The organism is Xenorhabdus sp. SGI246, assembly GCF_040838225.1.
GTDB classification, from domain to species: domain Bacteria; phylum Pseudomonadota; class Gammaproteobacteria; order Enterobacterales; family Enterobacteriaceae; genus Xenorhabdus; species Xenorhabdus indica.
The window spans coordinates 1-16,529 of sequence record NZ_JBFPEZ010000026.1 but is presented as its reverse complement, the minus strand read 5'-3'; the positions used below and the strand labels follow the sequence as shown (position 1 = coordinate 16,529).

Here is a 16,529-nt window from a genome sequence, read left to right as displayed (position 1 = left end):
AGCATATCTTTTGTTATGCCACCATTTCAAATGTATCTGAGTCTTTCATGGATATTTTATCAGCACCATATCAGAATATAGAATAAATTTCGTAGTTATTTTATTTTCATATGGTACGAGAAGAAAGTCATGGCGAGTTCAGAGCAACTTAAAGCGTTATTGCAATCTCATCTGGAAAAAGATGACGACAGATTTATGTCTGTCGCATTGCAAGTCGCTGCTCATGAAGCTCGCCAAGTACATGGTAAACTTGCCCAAGAACTGAGAGACATTGTTCACGTCGCCAAAAAGAAAGCTCAACATAACCTAAATGCACCAATATCAATAGATAAAGGTATACAAGATACCAGTGGTCTATTATTTACTTCTTATCCTAAGAATAAACTTGTCGACCTCATTGCCAAAGATACATTAAAAAATAGACTTGAACGCTTAATTCGCGAACAAAAATTCATGACAAAATTAAAAAGTCATGGTTTATCACCGAGAAGAAAAGTACTTCTAGTCGGTCCCCCTGGAACAGGGAAAACATTTACGGCATCGATTCTAGCCGGGTTTCCTACAAATGATTGAGCAAGATAACTCTAATAGTCTGATTATTTGTGCTACAAATTATGTTGAGATACTTGATCACGCGCTTTTTAAAAGATTTGATGATGTCATTCGGTACGAACTACCTGAAGAAGATCAAATTATTATTTTATTTAAAAATAGATTAAGCCTATTCGTTGCAAAAAATTTTACTTGGAAAAAGTTACCTGATAAAGCAAAAGGGTTAAGTAGTGCAGAAATAACAAGGGCTGCTGAAGAAGCAATTAAAGATATTCTTATTCATGGTCATAAAAAGATTAGTATGTCTTTACTAGATTCAGCAATTACTGATAGAAAAAACATGCAAAATAAATTATTTTAATAGCAAAGGAATAATATATCTCCTGTAATAAAAGAAAAAACATATATTCATTGGAAAAAACGGAGAACGAGAAAGTTATAGTTATCGCTGAAAAATGCGAACTTGAATCTGTAATTGGAATACAAATTTCTTTTGAGAGCTTAGCAGATGCTAAAAATGGCATTGAGATACTAAATGTAATCCAAATTGACAATAAGTATATGGCAACAATATTAGTTCCTATCGGGAAATTTTATGTACTGGAAAAAAAGTAGAACAATATTTTGATAGAGATGGACATGGTACTTCAATGGCAGGTATTGCTAAATTTGGTGATTTATCCTTAATTTTAGGCTCACCAAATTTAGTGAAAATCAAACACCGAATCGAATCTATAAAACTATTAAGATACCCAGGAGATAATGAAGGAAAACATCTAGGACAACTCACGGCTGATGGCATACGGTAATTGTCAACATAGCTGGCTCAAAATCCCGAAAGTTCTGAGCCAACCCCTATTATCTTAAAAAACTTACCGTTGATACTGTCCTTAAGGCTGAACGAGTGGCACATCCAGTACATTAAGATTATGAGAAAATTTTACTTTATAAGTACTCTGGTTTTTAGGACAATTATCTAAATAAGCTATATTTCCTCTTCGTTATTTTCTATAAGATCCAACTCAACCTGTAATATCGCAATCGAATCAACTCGAATGAATGCATCCTCTCCATCCATATCTCTTATCAAGAAACGTTGAGTCGGTTCAGGTTCCAATTCAAGCATAGAAAAAATATAACTCAATTGACCTATATCATCGTCATCATTTCCTTCTGGTTCATCAGGCTCCACGGACAAATCGACTATCGCTCCTCCATCTGTTAAGGTAATTATTACATTAGAATCATTCTGTTCTTTAGATTTATCTCCTAAATAAATATTACCAGGTCCATCAAATAAAAATTGGTGAAAAACGACCTCTCTCACATTTAAAGCAATACGATGAGTATCTGAATCAAATACAAAGAATTTTGCTGTATCTGAATCTTCATACTCCTGGAGAGAATAAAACATACGGCGCTTATCTGAACTATTCATAGAAAACAGAAGAAAATCTTGATGGCCACGTAAATACAGTTTCACTGTCCAAGAACACGGATCCATCTCAATACCTTTAGCCGCAATAGCAGATAAGTCTTTATCTGAGTAATAACCTGTTTTCTCAATCTTCTTACGAAAAGCAGTTACAGATTGTCCAGCTCCAGGAAAAACAGCATCTAACGTTTTTCCCAATGCAGAGCAAATAGCCTGAGCAGTTGTTATATTGGCAGCTATTTTTCCAGTTTCAATACGCTGAATCTGCTGTTGGCTTGTGTGAGCAAGCTCAGCTAGCTTTTTTTGAGTCATAGATAGCTGAGTGCGATATTGTTTAACTTTATTTGTTTGCATTTTGATCTCCTTGTGTTTGTATAACGAACAACAATACACACAAAAGAGTAAAAACACAAATATGTGTTAAGGTAAATCTTAACACTATTCACCATGCGACTAACTGTTTTTAGCCGTTTACATTACACATTCTAGTTTAATTAATTTTGATGATTGAAAGATTTTATTATGCCCGTATAGAAATAAAACAAAACGATCAGCAGAAGTAACAGATTACCCGAATCAGAAAAACTATTTCTTGTAATTCTAAATATCCTCCTTTTCATATATTATGATGCACAGGAAGTAACCAAAGAAACTATTATGCTTCTTGGTTATAACAGACGTAACTATTTGTCTTACGCATTCATACACTGTTGCTTTTCTGTTTTTTCTCACAAAATTAAAGTATTATGACGTATTAGATTATCTGAAAATCTCATAATAATTTTTCAGATAATTATTAGAATAAAAAACATTCGAATATTAAAAATAACTAATTAACTCAAGCGGTTGACGCCCCAAAAACAACCAGACTATGTTTCCGGTGTACAACCTATCACCACAGATAATTTCAACCCCATTTCTGGTGTAACAAATGTAAGACCGGAAAAAAGACTAACAGCCGTACAGGAGAAAACTTCCATTGCCTTAGCAAATTGCCATAAACTTACGTTCATCTCTTCCAGCATTGATATTATCAAAAGCTTATAATTCCCCTAAATAAAGAATAATTATATTTATTAATAAAAAACGGTGAATCTATTTAATAATATTTCTATTTCACTTTAATAAAAATCTAACACCAATCAATCGCAATTTTCACCAACTCCTCCGTAGCATCAATATATTCCCCATGATTACCATCTCTACTAAGAATAATCGGTATCTCACTACATCCCAGAATAAAATTTTCAACACTAATATCTTTAAGCTGAGAAATAATCGATTTCAATAACTGATATGCCTTTTCCCCATTTCCACTTTTATATGCCAAAATACTTTCCATAATAATTTCCTGTTGAATATCATCAGGAATAACAAATTTTATGTTCTCTTTTGTCAATCTATTTTGATAAAGCTCTGCTTTTATCGTTCCTGTCGTAGCCAGAATAGCAATATTATTCATTCCTTCATTGACAACTTTATTACAAGTAATATCAATCATATTAAGAAAAGGAACATTGGTTTCTGCTTTTAACTCCTCATACCAATAATGCGCAGTATTACAGGGCATAATAATACACTGAGCACCTGCATCTTCTAAGATTCTTAATGTAGCTATCATTTGTTTTAATGGTGACTTTTCCCCAGAGAGAATATTCTTTGTCCTGTCAGGTATATCAGGAAAAGAAATGGCAATAACAGGAATATGTTCCTGATCGCAAGTTGCTGATGTATTTTTAATTATCTTTTCCATTGCATCTACCGTTGCTGCCGGTCCCATACCACCGAGTATTCCAATAATTTTTTTCATACACCACCTCAGAAAATAATTATTATGCTGACACAGTAATTACGGTTAGTAATTGCAATATTTCTATTCGCTATATTGAATTTGCATAAGGCTTTTCATTTATTGAAATCAACACGAGTACTTTATAGGGCAGATTTTATATTTAATAATATTGAGCTGAAATAGTTATATGATGCTATAAAGAAATATATCCCTATCATCTTTCAGCAAGGGAATACAGCAAGCCCTGATTCAATCATCCTGGTTGGTAATCGCTTTTTCTTGTGATTCCGGCTTAGAACTATTCTGTTTTTCCTCCATTTTATTTTCTTCCATTTTAGCAATCACCGCAGTAGAAATACTGTTACCAACTACATTGGTTGCTGTACGCCCCATATCAAGGAGCTGGTCGATGGCAAGGATCAACAAGATCCCCGCTTCAGGCAGCTTAAACATAGGAAGGGTTGCAGCAATGACCACAACAGAAGCACGCGCGACACCAGCCATACCTTTGCTGGTGATCATAAGCGTCAACATGATCAGGATTTGTTCTGTGATACTCAGATCAATATTATAAGCCTGTGCAATAAATAGAATGGCAAACGATTGATACATCATCGAGCCATCAAGATTAAAGGAATAACCCAGAGGCAATACGAAGCTAGAGATTTTTTTCGGGACACCAAAGCTATTCAGTGCATTCACCGTTTTTGGGTAGGCGGATTCGCTGCTCGCTGTGGCAAAGGCCAGTGTCACTGGCTCCCTAATCAATCTCAGTAATAAAAATATATTCTTGCCGAGAAAAAGAAATCCAACAATAAATAAAACCACCCAGAGTAAAAATAACCCAAGGTAAAAAAGACCAATAAGTTTGCCATAATCATAAAGCAGACCTAACCCTTGCTCTGTAATGGCCGAAGCAATAGCAGCAAAGACCGCAATCGGTGCCAATGACATAACGTAATCAGTAATACGGAACATGACACGCGCTAAATCTTCAATCATAGTTACAAGAGGGCTTTTTTCCTGGCTTTTCCGGCAAATATATGACAGCGCCAAGCCAAAAAAGAGAGAAAAAATCAGGATCTGTAAGATCTCATTGTTCGCCATAGCCGCGGCAAAACTGCTAGGAAATATATGGCTAATAAAGTTTTTCAGAGAAAATCCACGGGTATTGAGGCCAATATCGATATTTGTCTGTTGAGGCATAGCGATATTCAACCCAATACCCGGCTGAAACAGGTTAACTATCAGCATACCAATACTAATCGAAACCAAGCCAGCGATAATAAACCATATGATCGCCCTGATGGTAATCCGCCCTACGGATGATGAACCACCGATTGACATTAACCCGGTAACAATCGTAGCAAATATGAGTGGGGCAATAATCATTTTTATCAGACGAAGGAATACATCAGTAATGATGTTGATATAGGAGGCAACTTCTTTTGTCTGACCAACATCAAGGTATTGATGAAGCCCCCAACCTGTTATCACTCCAAGCAGAATAGCAATAATGAGCTGCTGTATAAGTTTTTGCCTATTCATACTAACTCCTCATTTTCTGTAAACGCTAAAATCAGTTATTCTGTTTCCTGAATTTCACTCCAATAACTATTTAATTTCTTTAACTTTTAATGAAAAGCAAATGAGGGGTGAGACATGCAAGATACGCATTCATGTTGGAGATTGATATATCACTATAAATGATTATTTAATATTTTCTTTAAACACAAATTGAACAGGATTTTAATAAATTAAGCAGTGATTTTTAAAACAGTCAGATCGGGATATTGGTGCCAACCGTTTTACATTTTTTTTATACAAAAAATAGGTAAGAGCTACACATATAATATACGCCCTCAGATAACCATCATGGCATATGGTATTTTAGAATAACCACTTAGTCATAAAAAAGTGATTGAAACAGCGGAAAAAGTTAAAGAAAAAGTTCTTAAGTTAGTAACAAAGGTGATTATCCTATTTTAGTTTTTCATTTACGTATAAATCAGTTATTAGTTGTTATTCACATTTAATAAAAATCCATGAAAATGTATTAGGAGATTTGTCGAAAAAAATTGTTGTAATTATTTTGACATGATCACACTATAAAATAGTTTACTTAATTTACATCATCATGGATTTTAAGATTATTAATGGCGAGAGGGATTAACAAATTATTCGAATTATATTTTCTTGATACAAAATATACCGTATGTTATTTTTACATTCATAGACAAATATGATTGATAACAGTTTATAAATTTAACTATCGGGTAAGCTCCCATTTATCAAATTGTTCCTTAATCTCTTTAATGGAATTCAGTCTTATCTTGGGTATGGTCAGTTGTTCAAACATTGCAGCATAGCGTTTCCTGCTTTTTGGTGTAACAACAATAATATGACTGAGCATTTTCCATTTGATAGAGTCTTTACCTCCTTCTAAAGCACCATAACGATTACTTTGAAACAGAGTTCTATTTACGTAACGTAACAAACTTGATGGCATTGAGATATCTAATAAAATGATCCCCGTTGCTCTGGATAAGCGTTGTGGCAGGCATCTTGTATAATTCCCATCAATTATCCAACTTTCCTCTTTTATTGCCATATCATGCAGTGAGATAAATTCTTCTACGGTGCGTTCCTGCCAATTTGTATTTGGTAAATGGAAAAGTTGATCCAAATGAATGACTTGCAAATTACATTTTGTGGAGATTGCATTAGCAAGTGTAGACTTACCACTATTCGAAGGCCCCATAATACAGATTCTATTTCCTAAATCTGAAAGTTGCATAACATACTCCAGTATTGTTAATCGGGGGTGACAACCACGCTGACAGAGGAGGCATACTGTTTCCACTACTTATGGTGACGATGCCAAACGACGAGCAGCCTCAATAACAGAGGTTCTGCGTCTAGCGTGCTCTTGCCGATCATCAGAACCAGTTAGCATACGTGCCACTTGGGGGACAGCCGACCACCAGCCGGCCAATGCCAACACCAGAAAAATCAGATGGTCGGGTTCTAAGGTTCGTGTAACTGTGCCTTGAAGTTGACCATCGACTATGGCTTGGATTTTGTAACCATAATATTCACGTCGCTGCTTCTCATCCGGAACTTCGCCGTCGAAAATCAATCCTTCCCAACGCATTAGACGACTAAGTTCGGGATGCTCACAATGGTAGTCGTAAGCCCTGCCAGCGTATTCCCCAATATCTTCGGCGGCGAAAGACAGAATAGGTACTGCTTGCGCTACCTTAGCTAATTCTCTACGCAGCACGGCCGAGAACAGTGCTCGCTTGTCACCGAAATAATTATAAATACGTTCCTTATTCACTCCAGCTAACTTAGCAATTTTTTCGACCGTTGTACCATCAGGACCGAATCGGGCGAACTCTACCACTGCAGCTTCCAAAATCTTACGCTTTGTTCCTTCGATATCCCAAGCCATTGTGAACACTTTCTCATCTATCAGTTGTTATCGTCGCTAAAATAATACTATAATAAACTCCAACGCTCTAGTTGGAGTTTAAATTATGAAGCATACCATACTAATTTGTGGTTACGGTCCAGGAATCTCTCACGCAGTTGCGCAGCGTTTTGGTAAAGCTGGACATTCCGTTGCCCTTATCGCTCGTAATGCACAACGTTTGACCTCTGCAGTGGAGGAATTTGCCGCCGAGGGCATCCAAGCTTGGGCTTTTCCAGCTAACCTAAATGATATTGAGGAATTGAAACTAATTGTTACAGATGTACGTTCTGTATTGGGGCCAATCGGCATCCTGCACTGGAATGCTTTCCTTGGCATTGAAGGCAATCTACTGTCTACCTTACCTTCAGATCTGAGCAAAAGTTTCGAGATCCGTGTTACTAGCTATATTGCCGCCGTTCAGGAGTGCTTACCCGACCTAAAAGCACACAAAGGGTCCGTACTCACTACCAGCGGTATCATGGCTCTAAGTGATCCTACAATCGACATTTTTGCTACCGGATATGCTGCGCTTGCTATCAGCGTAGCTGCCCAACACAAAGCTACCAGAATCCTGACTCACACACTTGCACCATACGACATCTATGTGGGCGAAGTAATTGTCAATGGTTTTGTCAACAGAACACCGGGAGGGGCCGGCAAGAATAGTACAATCGAACCAGCAGATATCGCCGAACAGTTCTGGAAACTGTATACAACACGGCAAACTCATTCCATCATTTTCGGTGCAACGATACCAATATCGGAGACAGTAGCTCATGAGTAACCAAACACATAACATAGGGAAACTTAATGATACAGGAAGCAAATCAGCATCACTCGATCAAATCCACACCGCAAATCGTAGTGTTGTTATTTTACTAGCTACTATCGCCCTGTTCGTTCTGACACAGCTTTATCTGGCAATTCCTCTACTCACACATGTTGGTCAGGATTTCGGTTCAACAAATCCAGAGAGTATCACATTTGCTCTCGCGACAAGTTTTAGTCTGGCTTATGCCTGTGGTTTCCTCATTTGGGGACCGATATCAGATCAATATGGTCGCCGACCAGTGATGCTAGTGGGATTGATTATATTGTCGATCGCCACATTCGCATGTTCCTTCGCCCCATCATTATCATGGCTAGCAGGGCTGCGTATATTGCAAGGTCTGGCAGCATCCAGTTTTGCACCGATAGCATTAGCCTATCTTACCGAAGCAGTACCGATACGCTATCGTGCTACTGCTATTGGTACTATGTCCACATCATTCCTTATAGCGGGCATCTTCGGGCAGGTGTTAGCCGCTTGGATAGTGCTACAATGGAATTGGGGTTGGGTATTTATAGTGACTGGGGGATGTCTGGCAGTTGCTGTTCCGCTATTTGCAGCAATGGTCAAAGAGCCACCGCGTGCTGTTGTTGATGGACATCTGGGGCATCGCTTTGTGGCATTAGGCAAAATTATCATGCGCCCAGCAGTATTACTTCTATCGTGTGCTCATATCACGCTACTACTGTCATTTGTCGCCATGTACACAGCATTGGGTTCTCATTTGTGGATGCTGAACATTACTCCAGACAAGGTTATTTTACTACGCTTAATTGGGCTACCCGGTATGTTTGCAGCACTACTAGTTGGACCACTTTCTGCTCGATTTAGCATGCCGATTATCTCGATTATTGGTTACGTGACTGCAGCATCAGGTCTGGCACTAGAAGCAATGTTGTCGCAATCCCTGCTTAGCATCGCCGCTAGTAGCTTGATTTTCGTCACTGGTATAGCTCTTGCCGTCCCGGCAATGATCACTCAGTTTGGCTCTATAGCAGCATCCAATCGTGGCGCAGGCATGGCCTTAAATGGGTTCATTCTGTTCATCGGTGCTAGCATCGGCCCGCTTATTGCAACAGGGATACCTAGTTTTGTTACGTTATTAGTTGGAGCTGCGCTGATGCTTCTTTTAGCCGTCTTTTGCGTTACTGGTAGTGCGTTACTTACATCTTCCTTGAAGAAACCCTAGAACTCACTATCTTCAGCTTTAGCCATTCGATGCAAATCACTGCATTTTACTTGAACGCTGATGTCCAGCGTTCTTACTTGGCTAGCCATTATTCAGTAATTTTTCTGCATCCTATCATATTTTCCCCTGCTTTTAATTGACTAATGCTCATTATATACAGGATAACTTCCACTATTTCTCCCATTTATTTGTGCAACAATAGCAACCATCATGCATTAGAGTAATAATAATTCAGCCCGTACAACAGATTTACGTTCTGATGGAATATACGTAATCATGATTTCTCCATCGTCCTATCAATATTTTCAAGAAGGATTTCAATTATAATAACAAAAGGGAAAATCAATAAGATTAGTTTTTTATGACTGAACATAAAATTATTCCGGTTATGTATTAATATTTTATTGGAGATATCTTTAGACATTTCGAAAAAATGGAACACTTATATTTTTATCCTATTGAAAATAATGAATAACTTACCTCAGTAAATTACTGATTATTTTAAGGCATTAATATCCACTCCTAAATTAAAAATTTGAATAAATATAATTACTATGGCTTTTAACAATATCTATTTAAATATATTTTCAAAAATAGAAACATTTTTATATAAAAGTGATATAACAAAAAGAATTCATAAACAGGAGTGAATGATATGACTTTGAATTGGCTAATCGAACGCTGCAATACATTTAATAAAACTGAAGCAATTATTTTTAAGAATAACCGATATTTTTACTCAGAGTTATACTCTGATACTATTGAAGTTATAAATTACTTAAAAGAAATTGGTCTCCCTGAGGGAGCGATTGTATCTGTAGAAGGAGATTTTTCTCCAAAAACTTTTGCTATTATTCTGGCACTTGTTAATAACAATAATATTATCGTTCCAATTGGCGATATTCCAGAAATAAAACTCAGTGAATATTTGGATATTTCTCAAGTTGAAGTAAGAATTAAAGTTAGTAATAACGATTATGAACTAAATGATACTGGTCGTATTTCTGAACATGAATTATATAAAAAAATATATGATGTAAAACATTCTGGTTTAGTGCTTTTTAGTTCAGGCACTACTGGGCAACCAAAGGCATCTGTATTAGATTTCAATAAATTAATCGATAAGCATTTAGAAAAAAAAATTCCCAGAAGAATACTTTCATTTCTTTCTGTAGACCATATTGGTGGTATTAATACTCTATTACATACCATTAGTCATGGGGGAACATTAGTTATTCCTCTACTACGTACACCTGAAAGTGTATTCAATGCCATAGAAAAATGGGCTGTAGAAGTATTGCCCTCTACCCCTACCTTTTTAAATATGGTTCTTATATCAAGAGTTATTGAAAAAACAAATACATCAAGCCTTAAATTAATTACTTATGGTACTGAACCAATGCCTCCTGTTACCTTAAAAAGGATTAGCGAAAAATTACCAAACGTTAAGTTAAAGCAAACATATGGTCTATCTGAAGTAGGCATTTTACAGACTAAATCTAAAAATAATAATGAATTATGGATTAAACTTGGAAATAATGGATTTAAATACAAAGTCCTATCTAACATTCTGTGGATAAAATCAGACTATGCTATGTTAGGATATTTAAATGCTCAATCACCTTTTGATGAAGAGGGATACTTCAATACTGAAGACGTTGTTGAAGTTGATGGAGATTATGTAAAGATATTAGGAAGAAGATCAGAGATTATTAATGTTGGAGGTGAAAAAGTTTATCCAAATGAAGTAGAGAATATCCTTTTGCAAGCTAACAATATAGCTGATGCAACAGTAATAGGATTTCCAAACACAATCACAGGAATGGGAATTAAAGCTATTGTACATTTGAGTAAACCTGAAAATTATGATGATCTAAGATCTCGATTATATGTTCACTGCAAAAACTTTCTTGAAGAATTTAAAATTCCAATGACTTATGAGGTTTCAATAACACCCCACTATTCTAGTCGATTTAAAAAAATGCGTTCTTCACTAAAAATAAAGGAGCATAAGAATGCTACCACCTAAAACTGTAGTCATCAGCGGTGGCAGCAAAGGACTTGGAGCTACAATGGCATCAGCCTTTCTTAATAAAGGTTATCGTGTTGCTACTTTTAGCCGTCATTCAAATGAGTTTATAACTCAAAAACAATTGTCTGATGCTAATTTTTTCTATTGGGAATCTGTTGATGTTAATGATTTGAGTAAAATAAAATCATTTGTCAATAATGTAAAATCAAAATTTGTTCATATCGATATTTTGATAAATAATATTGCAAAACTCACTGAAGGGTTATTCATTTTTTCTTCAGACAATGAGATTATTTCTTTACTTAATACAAACATACTAGCACCCATAATACTGACAAGAGAATGTAGTAAGAGCATGCTGAAAAGGAATACAGGGGTTATTCTCAATGTTTCTTCTATAAATGCAATAAAGGGTCATAAAGGTGTATCATTATATTCAGCAACCAAAGCCGCTCTTGATGGTATGACTCGTAGCTTAGCGCGTGAATTTGGCCCTGCTAATATAAGAATTAACTCGCTAGTACCAGGTTTTTTTGATAGTGAGATGGTGTCTTACCTTTCTGAAAACAGACGTAAACAGATATTGAAAAGAACACCTATTGGTCGCTTATCAAAAATTGAAGAAATTAGTAAAGTAGCATTGTTTATTTGTTCAGATGAAGCTGCATTTATTACAGGTCAAAATATTGTTGTTGATGGAGGAATATCATGTTAAAAGAGTTAAATCCAGTTAAAGAAATAATAATAAAAGAAGTAAAATTTATTTTTAATCAAGCTAACATTAGAGATGATTATAATAATATTTTAATAGATGAGAGTTCAAATCTGATCGACGATTTAGCTTTTACATCACTTATGATTGCCCGTTTAATTATGGAGTTAAATGAAAGACTAAAAGTTGAACCGTTTGATAATGATTATTATTTTTCAGACATAAGAAATGTGCAAGATATTATTAATGCATATATAAATACTATAGAAAGCAATAATATCTAATTAAAATAATTAACTAAACCCACATCATTTATATTAAAAAGAGAAATAACCATGAATTCAAAATTTCTATGTCATTCAATTGATGATTATTTAGGTGATAGTAAAACACGTTTTTTTGGCATGGGATACCGACGGGTTGTATATAATATCAAGAATATTGATATACAATTTAATCATTCAGGAGATGACTGTCCAAAATTAATTTCACTCTTATCAGTCGAATATCCATTAGACTGGTCTAAGAAAAAAAATACGAACTTACCTCCACATCTCAGTAGTATTGATACACTAATCTTAAGTACTCAATTCTGTGAAATTTTCTTGAAACATAGTTTTCAGTTCGACTCCTTTAATTGTAAAAAAATGTGGTTGAAAAGTTTAAAGTTGAAATCAGGAACAACTCCACAAGAAGATCTTGATAATATTTCAGCCAAGATCACTTGGAACTCCACATCAAAATTACAATCAAATGATGTTACCATGATTTCCATTTTTGATTGTCAAATAGGAAAAATGGAAGCACGCTGTGAGATAGAACACCCTGTAGCAGAGATTATTTGTAAAAATGGCTTCTATACATCTCCAGCAGATATTCTTGAGCCTAGTAATTCACGTTATTATGGGGACATTTTTAAATTCCGTGGACAATCTCTCCAAAATATAAGTTACGATTGTGAAAACCACATAGCTTCAGCAAAAGTGAAATTAAATATTCCTGAATTTTATCATTCAGTAAATGGAATTGATGGTCACTACCAACCTTCCGCCACTTATGTTGACTGTTTTGTTGTTAATCTACAATTAGCTCAAGTATTAATGTATGAACTTGATCATATTAATAGAAAAGATAGTGAAACACTGTGGATGTTGAGAACCGAAATCGAAGCTCCAACACCTACTAGAGATTTCCAGTCCAATTATGATGCTACAACACGTATTACTTCTACTTATAAACTAAAAGTTAGAGGTGAATATTGGAGATATGTAGATATTGAAGGGAATTTTTCAGGAATAAAAATAAAGTGTTCACTAGGACATAAATTACCAACTTCTTCTAATATAGAATAGGAAATATGGTATGAAATTAGCTATCTCAGGAACTTATTCATCCGGTAAAACAAGAACAGTTATGGCGTTAGCTCACTTAACTGGTTATCCTCGTACCCTAGCAAAAACAATTCGTGAAATAATGCCTTATGCTGTTCCCGGAAAACGATTGGCACAATGTACTCCTGCTGAATTTCTACAATTAGCTATGAGAAGGCACACCAGTAGGGCGATACATGAAGCACTACTAAAAGATAATTTCGTCTCTGATGGTTCATCGTTACAAGAATGGATTTATGCTGCTGCCCGTGTTAAGTATGGGATGAATCCCAACCAAGAAGGACATCTGGATCCAGTTCCCAGATCAAGTCTTTCTCCAGAAATGAGATTTTTTGAACAGGTTACTAATCAGTATGGACATGCTTTCAAACAACATGTGAAAGGTACATTCGATGTATTCATCCATTTAAAGAACGAGCTTCCATTAAAAAAAGATGGTCATCGTCCAATGAATAAAAACTTTAGAGATTATTGTGACAGTATGTTATTAAAAACCCTAGATGAATTAGAAATACCCTATTATATTATTAGTGGAACAATAAAAGAACGTCTATTTAAAATAACAGAAATATTTAATCTGCCTCTTATTATGAGTATTGAGAAAGCTATTCAATTAGCTGATAAAGAATATTCTCTACAGGATTTTAGATTTGAAACGGAAAGAAACAGATCATCCGATATCTTCATACCTTTTTAGTTTACTATATAGGGAGAAAACCTGTTATTCATTTATAAAATAGGGTGAGACATTATTGTCTCATTCTCTCTATATATTTTTTATTATGTTTGATTGAAAAACATTTAATCACTAACCAAACACAACAACTCTATATGTTTACTATTCTTTAATTTATCAAAAATCTCTATTATAATTCCTTCACCATTCAATAAATCCCGTTTTTTCATATAAAATAATAATTTCTTGTACATATCTAGGAAATATACTGCATTTTGTTTTATAAAAGTATGCCATAGATAACTACTTCTTTCTATACAATTAGTATACAATCTACTTAGTTCATTATTATTTATAGCACTGAGTATTAAGACAGTAAATTCACTGTCAACATTTTTTATTTTTTCATCATTACAATTGGTTTCTTTGCTTATCAAAACCTCAATTTTTTTTGAAAAATCGTTTAAATTTTCTTGAGATGTTTTGTTTAAATATAATTTAATTATAGATAACAAGAGTATTTCTCGTAAAGTAACCAATTCTAATTGCTCTTTATAGTCCAAGCTTCGTGTATAGAACCCTCTATTATTACCTTTAATAACAAATTGTTCATGCAAAAGTCTATTCAGCGCCTCTCTAATTGGAGTAGAACTAACATTTAATTGATCAGTTAATTTAGAAACATATAGTTGTTCATTTGGTTTAAACTCATTATTAGTAATTTTGTTTTTAATTTGGAGATAAACACGATCAACATACGAAGTTTTTCTAATTCTCATTTCTTTCCCTTAAATTAACTCATTAACTTAAATCTATTTTATAGATGACAAAAGTTCAGAGACAAAACCAATGACTGTTCGTACTAATAATATACTAAGTAATATTAATTCGTAATAATTACAATAGTTTTTTCTCTGTTTTATAGCATCCTAAAAAATACCGGTATCGATACTAATTTTTGTGCTGCTGAAATGAAAAACTAATAGTCTAGATTAGACAGCATCAGAGTAAAAAATTGATCTTCCACGTTCAAAATTATCGTCCAATAGAAAAATAAATAATATTCCTAATCAACACCAAATTTTTGTCAAAAATGAAATCATTAAAATAAATTTAATATTATTACCAAATATATCTTTACGTTTACTTAATATTTATTAATTTAAGATCAAACGACTAATGTAACTAACTTAAATAATTAGTATATTTATCTTTTTACTGATTTTCGATTACAATAATATGGTTTAATTAAATAATTTTTCTTTAAAAAACATTCTGTATTACTACTCTATCTTCTGAAGATCTAATTATATTACTTATACTCCAATAACAAAATCTTGGGAAAGATATTTACATTCACAACAATCACAATATTATAAGGTTTTTTCGATAATATAATATACTCATTAAAAATTATGATGCAATATAATAATTTAAATATCAAGCTATCAAGCAGTCTATTTTAAATAAAATTAGCATAAAACTTCAAAATGATAAAAATTTTCCCATAACACAATATATTATAGTGACGAATTCAGTTTCAAAATTGAGCACTATTTTTTTATAAGATTTCTTATTCTTATTTCAACATTTTTTCAAAAAACTAGAGTAAAGTCATTCGATGAAGATATTAAACCTATTACTTAATATTGATAATTTTATTAATATAATGTCACAACTATAACAATTCTTCATGAAGTTGACGCACTGTATTTATATTCTCTGGTTTATCTGGCTATTACATTAACCAGAAAAACCAGAGAATTTGAAAAACACTAAACCTACCAAGAAAACCATAACTCCTTTTTTTAGATCATTGCAGATATAAAAGAAATTAAGAAACTCTATCTTTAGATAAAAAATTTAATTTGTTATTACAAAATACTCCCTCAGCCAATCATCATGTACTGCAAACTGAAAAAAACAAACAAAAATAGATAAGGATTATTTATTATCCAGGATAATACGCAAAAACTGATAATTATCACATAACTTCACAAAAAAACCTGTTTATAGCAATAACAAATTGTTAAATAAAGAGATTAAAATCAGGATATTTTGGTTTCTTTTAATCTGTCCAATAGAAAAATCTCTAAGTAAACGAATTTTCTGAAAATAGAGAGCATAAAATAACCATATAAAATTTGATAAAAAATATACTTTTTATGCAACAATTAATATCTTATTGTTTTTATACTAAAAAATAAAAAACGCTATAGCATTCCAGGCAAAAAAACAAGCTACCACTCAATATTCAAAAATGCGAGTGAGTTATTACTCTCTTGAAAGATAAAAATTATTCAGTAGGAAAAGTTTCTATAAGTAATATTTCCTAATAGAAAATAGATGATATGGCAATAGTAATGGCATGAAAGATTCAAATCTATTTACTTAACCAAAATTAATAAGATTTAACTCAAAAACGAAACATTTTATACCAAACTGT

Annotated in this window: 17 protein-coding genes; 10 read left to right on the top strand and 7 right to left on the bottom strand. The window is 33.8% G+C overall.

Translation table 11 applies throughout. The annotated features are described in order from the left end of the window. The first annotated feature begins 129 nt into the window (after positions 1 to 129). The 3 genes from ABLA85_RS06655 to ABLA85_RS06645 all read left to right on the top strand — a co-directional run bounded on the left by ABLA85_RS06655 (position 130) and on the right by ABLA85_RS06645 (position 1,361). Positions 130 to 573: a hypothetical protein gene (locus tag ABLA85_RS06655; RefSeq protein WP_367962458.1), complete on the top strand. Its 444-nt coding sequence runs from the start codon at positions 130 to 132 to the stop codon at positions 571 to 573. After that, entirely contained in the window at positions 566 to 913 is a 348-nt protein-coding gene (locus tag ABLA85_RS06650; RefSeq protein WP_367962457.1) for a hypothetical protein, read from the top strand. Before ABLA85_RS06655 ends, ABLA85_RS06650 begins: the two co-directional genes overlap by 8 nt. Positions 914 to 1,124: 211 nt before the next feature. Next, complete coding sequence (locus ABLA85_RS06645) at positions 1,125 to 1,361, top strand: S8 family serine peptidase (RefSeq protein WP_367962618.1); 237 nt, start codon at positions 1,125 to 1,127, stop codon at positions 1,359 to 1,361. A gap of 176 nt (positions 1,362 to 1,537) precedes the next feature. Here ABLA85_RS06645 and ABLA85_RS06640 read toward each other — a convergent pair whose 3' ends face one another. The 6 genes from ABLA85_RS06640 to ABLA85_RS06615 form a co-directional block, all read right to left on the bottom strand. Further along, positions 1,538 to 2,341 carry a helix-turn-helix transcriptional regulator gene (locus ABLA85_RS06640; protein ID WP_367962455.1) on the bottom strand — a complete coding sequence of 268 codons (804 nt, stop codon included), beginning with the start codon at positions 2,339 to 2,341 and terminating at the stop codon, positions 1,538 to 1,540. Positions 2,342 to 2,856: 515 nt separating this feature from the next. After that, the gene (locus ABLA85_RS06635; RefSeq protein WP_367962453.1) at positions 2,857 to 3,000 is read right to left on the bottom strand and encodes a hypothetical protein; all 144 of its coding nucleotides are present in this window, start codon (positions 2,998 to 3,000) and stop codon (positions 2,857 to 2,859) included. Between the two features lie 119 nt (positions 3,001 to 3,119). After that, entirely contained in the window at positions 3,120 to 3,797 is a 678-nt protein-coding gene (locus ABLA85_RS06630; RefSeq protein ID WP_367962452.1) for an aspartate/glutamate racemase family protein, read from the bottom strand. A 231-nt stretch (positions 3,798 to 4,028) separates the two neighbouring features. Continuing rightward, the gene (locus ABLA85_RS06625; RefSeq protein WP_367962450.1) at positions 4,029 to 5,327 is read right to left on the bottom strand and encodes a dicarboxylate/amino acid:cation symporter; all 1,299 of its coding nucleotides are present in this window, start codon (positions 5,325 to 5,327) and stop codon (positions 4,029 to 4,031) included. A 721-nt stretch (positions 5,328 to 6,048) separates the two neighbouring features. Continuing rightward, positions 6,049 to 6,576 (bottom strand): AAA family ATPase, encoded by a 528-nt coding sequence (locus tag ABLA85_RS06620; protein ID WP_367962449.1) that lies wholly within the window; start codon positions 6,574 to 6,576, stop codon positions 6,049 to 6,051. A gap of 69 nt (positions 6,577 to 6,645) precedes the next feature. Beyond that, entirely contained in the window at positions 6,646 to 7,233 is a 588-nt protein-coding gene (locus tag ABLA85_RS06615) for a TetR family transcriptional regulator (RefSeq protein ID WP_367962448.1), read from the bottom strand. A gap of 85 nt (positions 7,234 to 7,318) precedes the next feature. Here ABLA85_RS06615 and ABLA85_RS06610 point away from each other — a divergent pair, with 85 nt between their 5' ends. The 7 genes from ABLA85_RS06610 to ABLA85_RS06580 all read left to right on the top strand — a co-directional run bounded on the left by ABLA85_RS06610 (position 7,319) and on the right by ABLA85_RS06580 (position 14,104). After that, the gene (locus ABLA85_RS06610; RefSeq protein WP_367962447.1) at positions 7,319 to 8,038 is read left to right on the top strand and encodes an SDR family NAD(P)-dependent oxidoreductase; all 720 of its coding nucleotides are present in this window, start codon (positions 7,319 to 7,321) and stop codon (positions 8,036 to 8,038) included. Beyond that, positions 8,031 to 9,272 carry an MFS transporter gene (locus ABLA85_RS06605; protein WP_367962445.1) on the top strand — a complete coding sequence of 414 codons (1,242 nt, stop codon included), beginning with the start codon at positions 8,031 to 8,033 and terminating at the stop codon, positions 9,270 to 9,272. Before ABLA85_RS06610 ends, ABLA85_RS06605 begins: the two co-directional genes overlap by 8 nt. Positions 9,273 to 9,927: 655 nt before the next feature. Further along, a complete protein-coding gene (locus ABLA85_RS06600) occupies positions 9,928 to 11,301 on the top strand; it encodes a long-chain fatty acid--CoA ligase (protein ID WP_367962444.1) in 1,374 nt (457 codons plus the stop codon). After that, positions 11,288 to 12,019, top strand: a complete 732-nt coding sequence (locus ABLA85_RS06595) for an SDR family NAD(P)-dependent oxidoreductase (RefSeq protein ID WP_367962442.1) — start codon at positions 11,288 to 11,290, stop codon at positions 12,017 to 12,019. The genes ABLA85_RS06600 and ABLA85_RS06595 overlap by 14 nt, the downstream gene beginning before the upstream one ends. Next, positions 12,013 to 12,300, top strand: a complete 288-nt coding sequence (locus tag ABLA85_RS06590; RefSeq protein ID WP_367962440.1) for a phosphopantetheine-binding protein — start codon at positions 12,013 to 12,015, stop codon at positions 12,298 to 12,300. The genes ABLA85_RS06595 and ABLA85_RS06590 overlap by 7 nt, the downstream gene beginning before the upstream one ends. Positions 12,301 to 12,351: 51 nt before the next feature. Next, positions 12,352 to 13,368 carry an AvrD family protein gene (locus ABLA85_RS06585; protein ID WP_367962438.1) on the top strand — a complete coding sequence of 339 codons (1,017 nt, stop codon included), beginning with the start codon at positions 12,352 to 12,354 and terminating at the stop codon, positions 13,366 to 13,368. Positions 13,369 to 13,378: 10 nt separating this feature from the next. Next, positions 13,379 to 14,104 (top strand): AAA family ATPase, encoded by a 726-nt coding sequence (locus tag ABLA85_RS06580; protein WP_367962436.1) that lies wholly within the window; start codon positions 13,379 to 13,381, stop codon positions 14,102 to 14,104. 104 nt (positions 14,105 to 14,208) lie between these two features. Here ABLA85_RS06580 and ABLA85_RS06575 read toward each other — a convergent pair whose 3' ends face one another. After that, on the bottom strand, positions 14,209 to 14,862 hold the full coding sequence (locus ABLA85_RS06575) for a GntR family transcriptional regulator (RefSeq protein ID WP_367962434.1): 654 nt from the start codon (positions 14,860 to 14,862) through the stop codon (positions 14,209 to 14,211). Positions 14,863 to 16,529 lie beyond the last annotated feature (1,667 nt).

Excerpts from the sequence above, each read along its gene's own strand:
- ABLA85_RS06575 (WP_367962434.1), bottom strand. The coding sequence starts at position 14,862 with ATGAGAATTAGAAAAACTTCGTATGTTGATCGTGTTTATCTCCAAATT.
- ABLA85_RS06655 (WP_367962458.1), top strand. The coding sequence starts at position 130 with ATGGCGAGTTCAGAGCAACTTAAAGCGTTATTGCAATCTCATCTGGAA.
- ABLA85_RS06595 (WP_367962442.1), top strand. The coding sequence starts at position 11,288 with ATGCTACCACCTAAAACTGTAGTCATCAGCGGTGGCAGCAAAGGACTT.
- ABLA85_RS06635 (WP_367962453.1), bottom strand. The coding sequence starts at position 3,000 with ATGAACGTAAGTTTATGGCAATTTGCTAAGGCAATGGAAGTTTTCTCC.
- ABLA85_RS06580 (WP_367962436.1), top strand. The coding sequence starts at position 13,379 with ATGAAATTAGCTATCTCAGGAACTTATTCATCCGGTAAAACAAGAACA.
- ABLA85_RS06625 (WP_367962450.1), bottom strand. The coding sequence starts at position 5,327 with ATGAATAGGCAAAAACTTATACAGCAGCTCATTATTGCTATTCTGCTT.
- ABLA85_RS06600 (WP_367962444.1), top strand. The coding sequence starts at position 9,928 with ATGACTTTGAATTGGCTAATCGAACGCTGCAATACATTTAATAAAACT.
- ABLA85_RS06590 (WP_367962440.1), top strand. The coding sequence starts at position 12,013 with ATGTTAAAAGAGTTAAATCCAGTTAAAGAAATAATAATAAAAGAAGTA.
- ABLA85_RS06605 (WP_367962445.1), top strand. The coding sequence starts at position 8,031 with ATGAGTAACCAAACACATAACATAGGGAAACTTAATGATACAGGAAGC.
- ABLA85_RS06630 (WP_367962452.1), bottom strand. The coding sequence starts at position 3,797 with ATGAAAAAAATTATTGGAATACTCGGTGGTATGGGACCGGCAGCAACG.
- ABLA85_RS06610 (WP_367962447.1), top strand. The coding sequence starts at position 7,319 with ATGAAGCATACCATACTAATTTGTGGTTACGGTCCAGGAATCTCTCAC.
- ABLA85_RS06585 (WP_367962438.1), top strand. The coding sequence starts at position 12,352 with ATGAATTCAAAATTTCTATGTCATTCAATTGATGATTATTTAGGTGAT.
- ABLA85_RS06650 (WP_367962457.1), top strand. The coding sequence starts at position 566 with ATGATTGAGCAAGATAACTCTAATAGTCTGATTATTTGTGCTACAAAT.
- ABLA85_RS06640 (WP_367962455.1), bottom strand. The coding sequence starts at position 2,341 with ATGCAAACAAATAAAGTTAAACAATATCGCACTCAGCTATCTATGACT.
- ABLA85_RS06620 (WP_367962449.1), bottom strand. The coding sequence starts at position 6,576 with ATGCAACTTTCAGATTTAGGAAATAGAATCTGTATTATGGGGCCTTCG.
- ABLA85_RS06615 (WP_367962448.1), bottom strand. The coding sequence starts at position 7,233 with ATGGCTTGGGATATCGAAGGAACAAAGCGTAAGATTTTGGAAGCTGCA.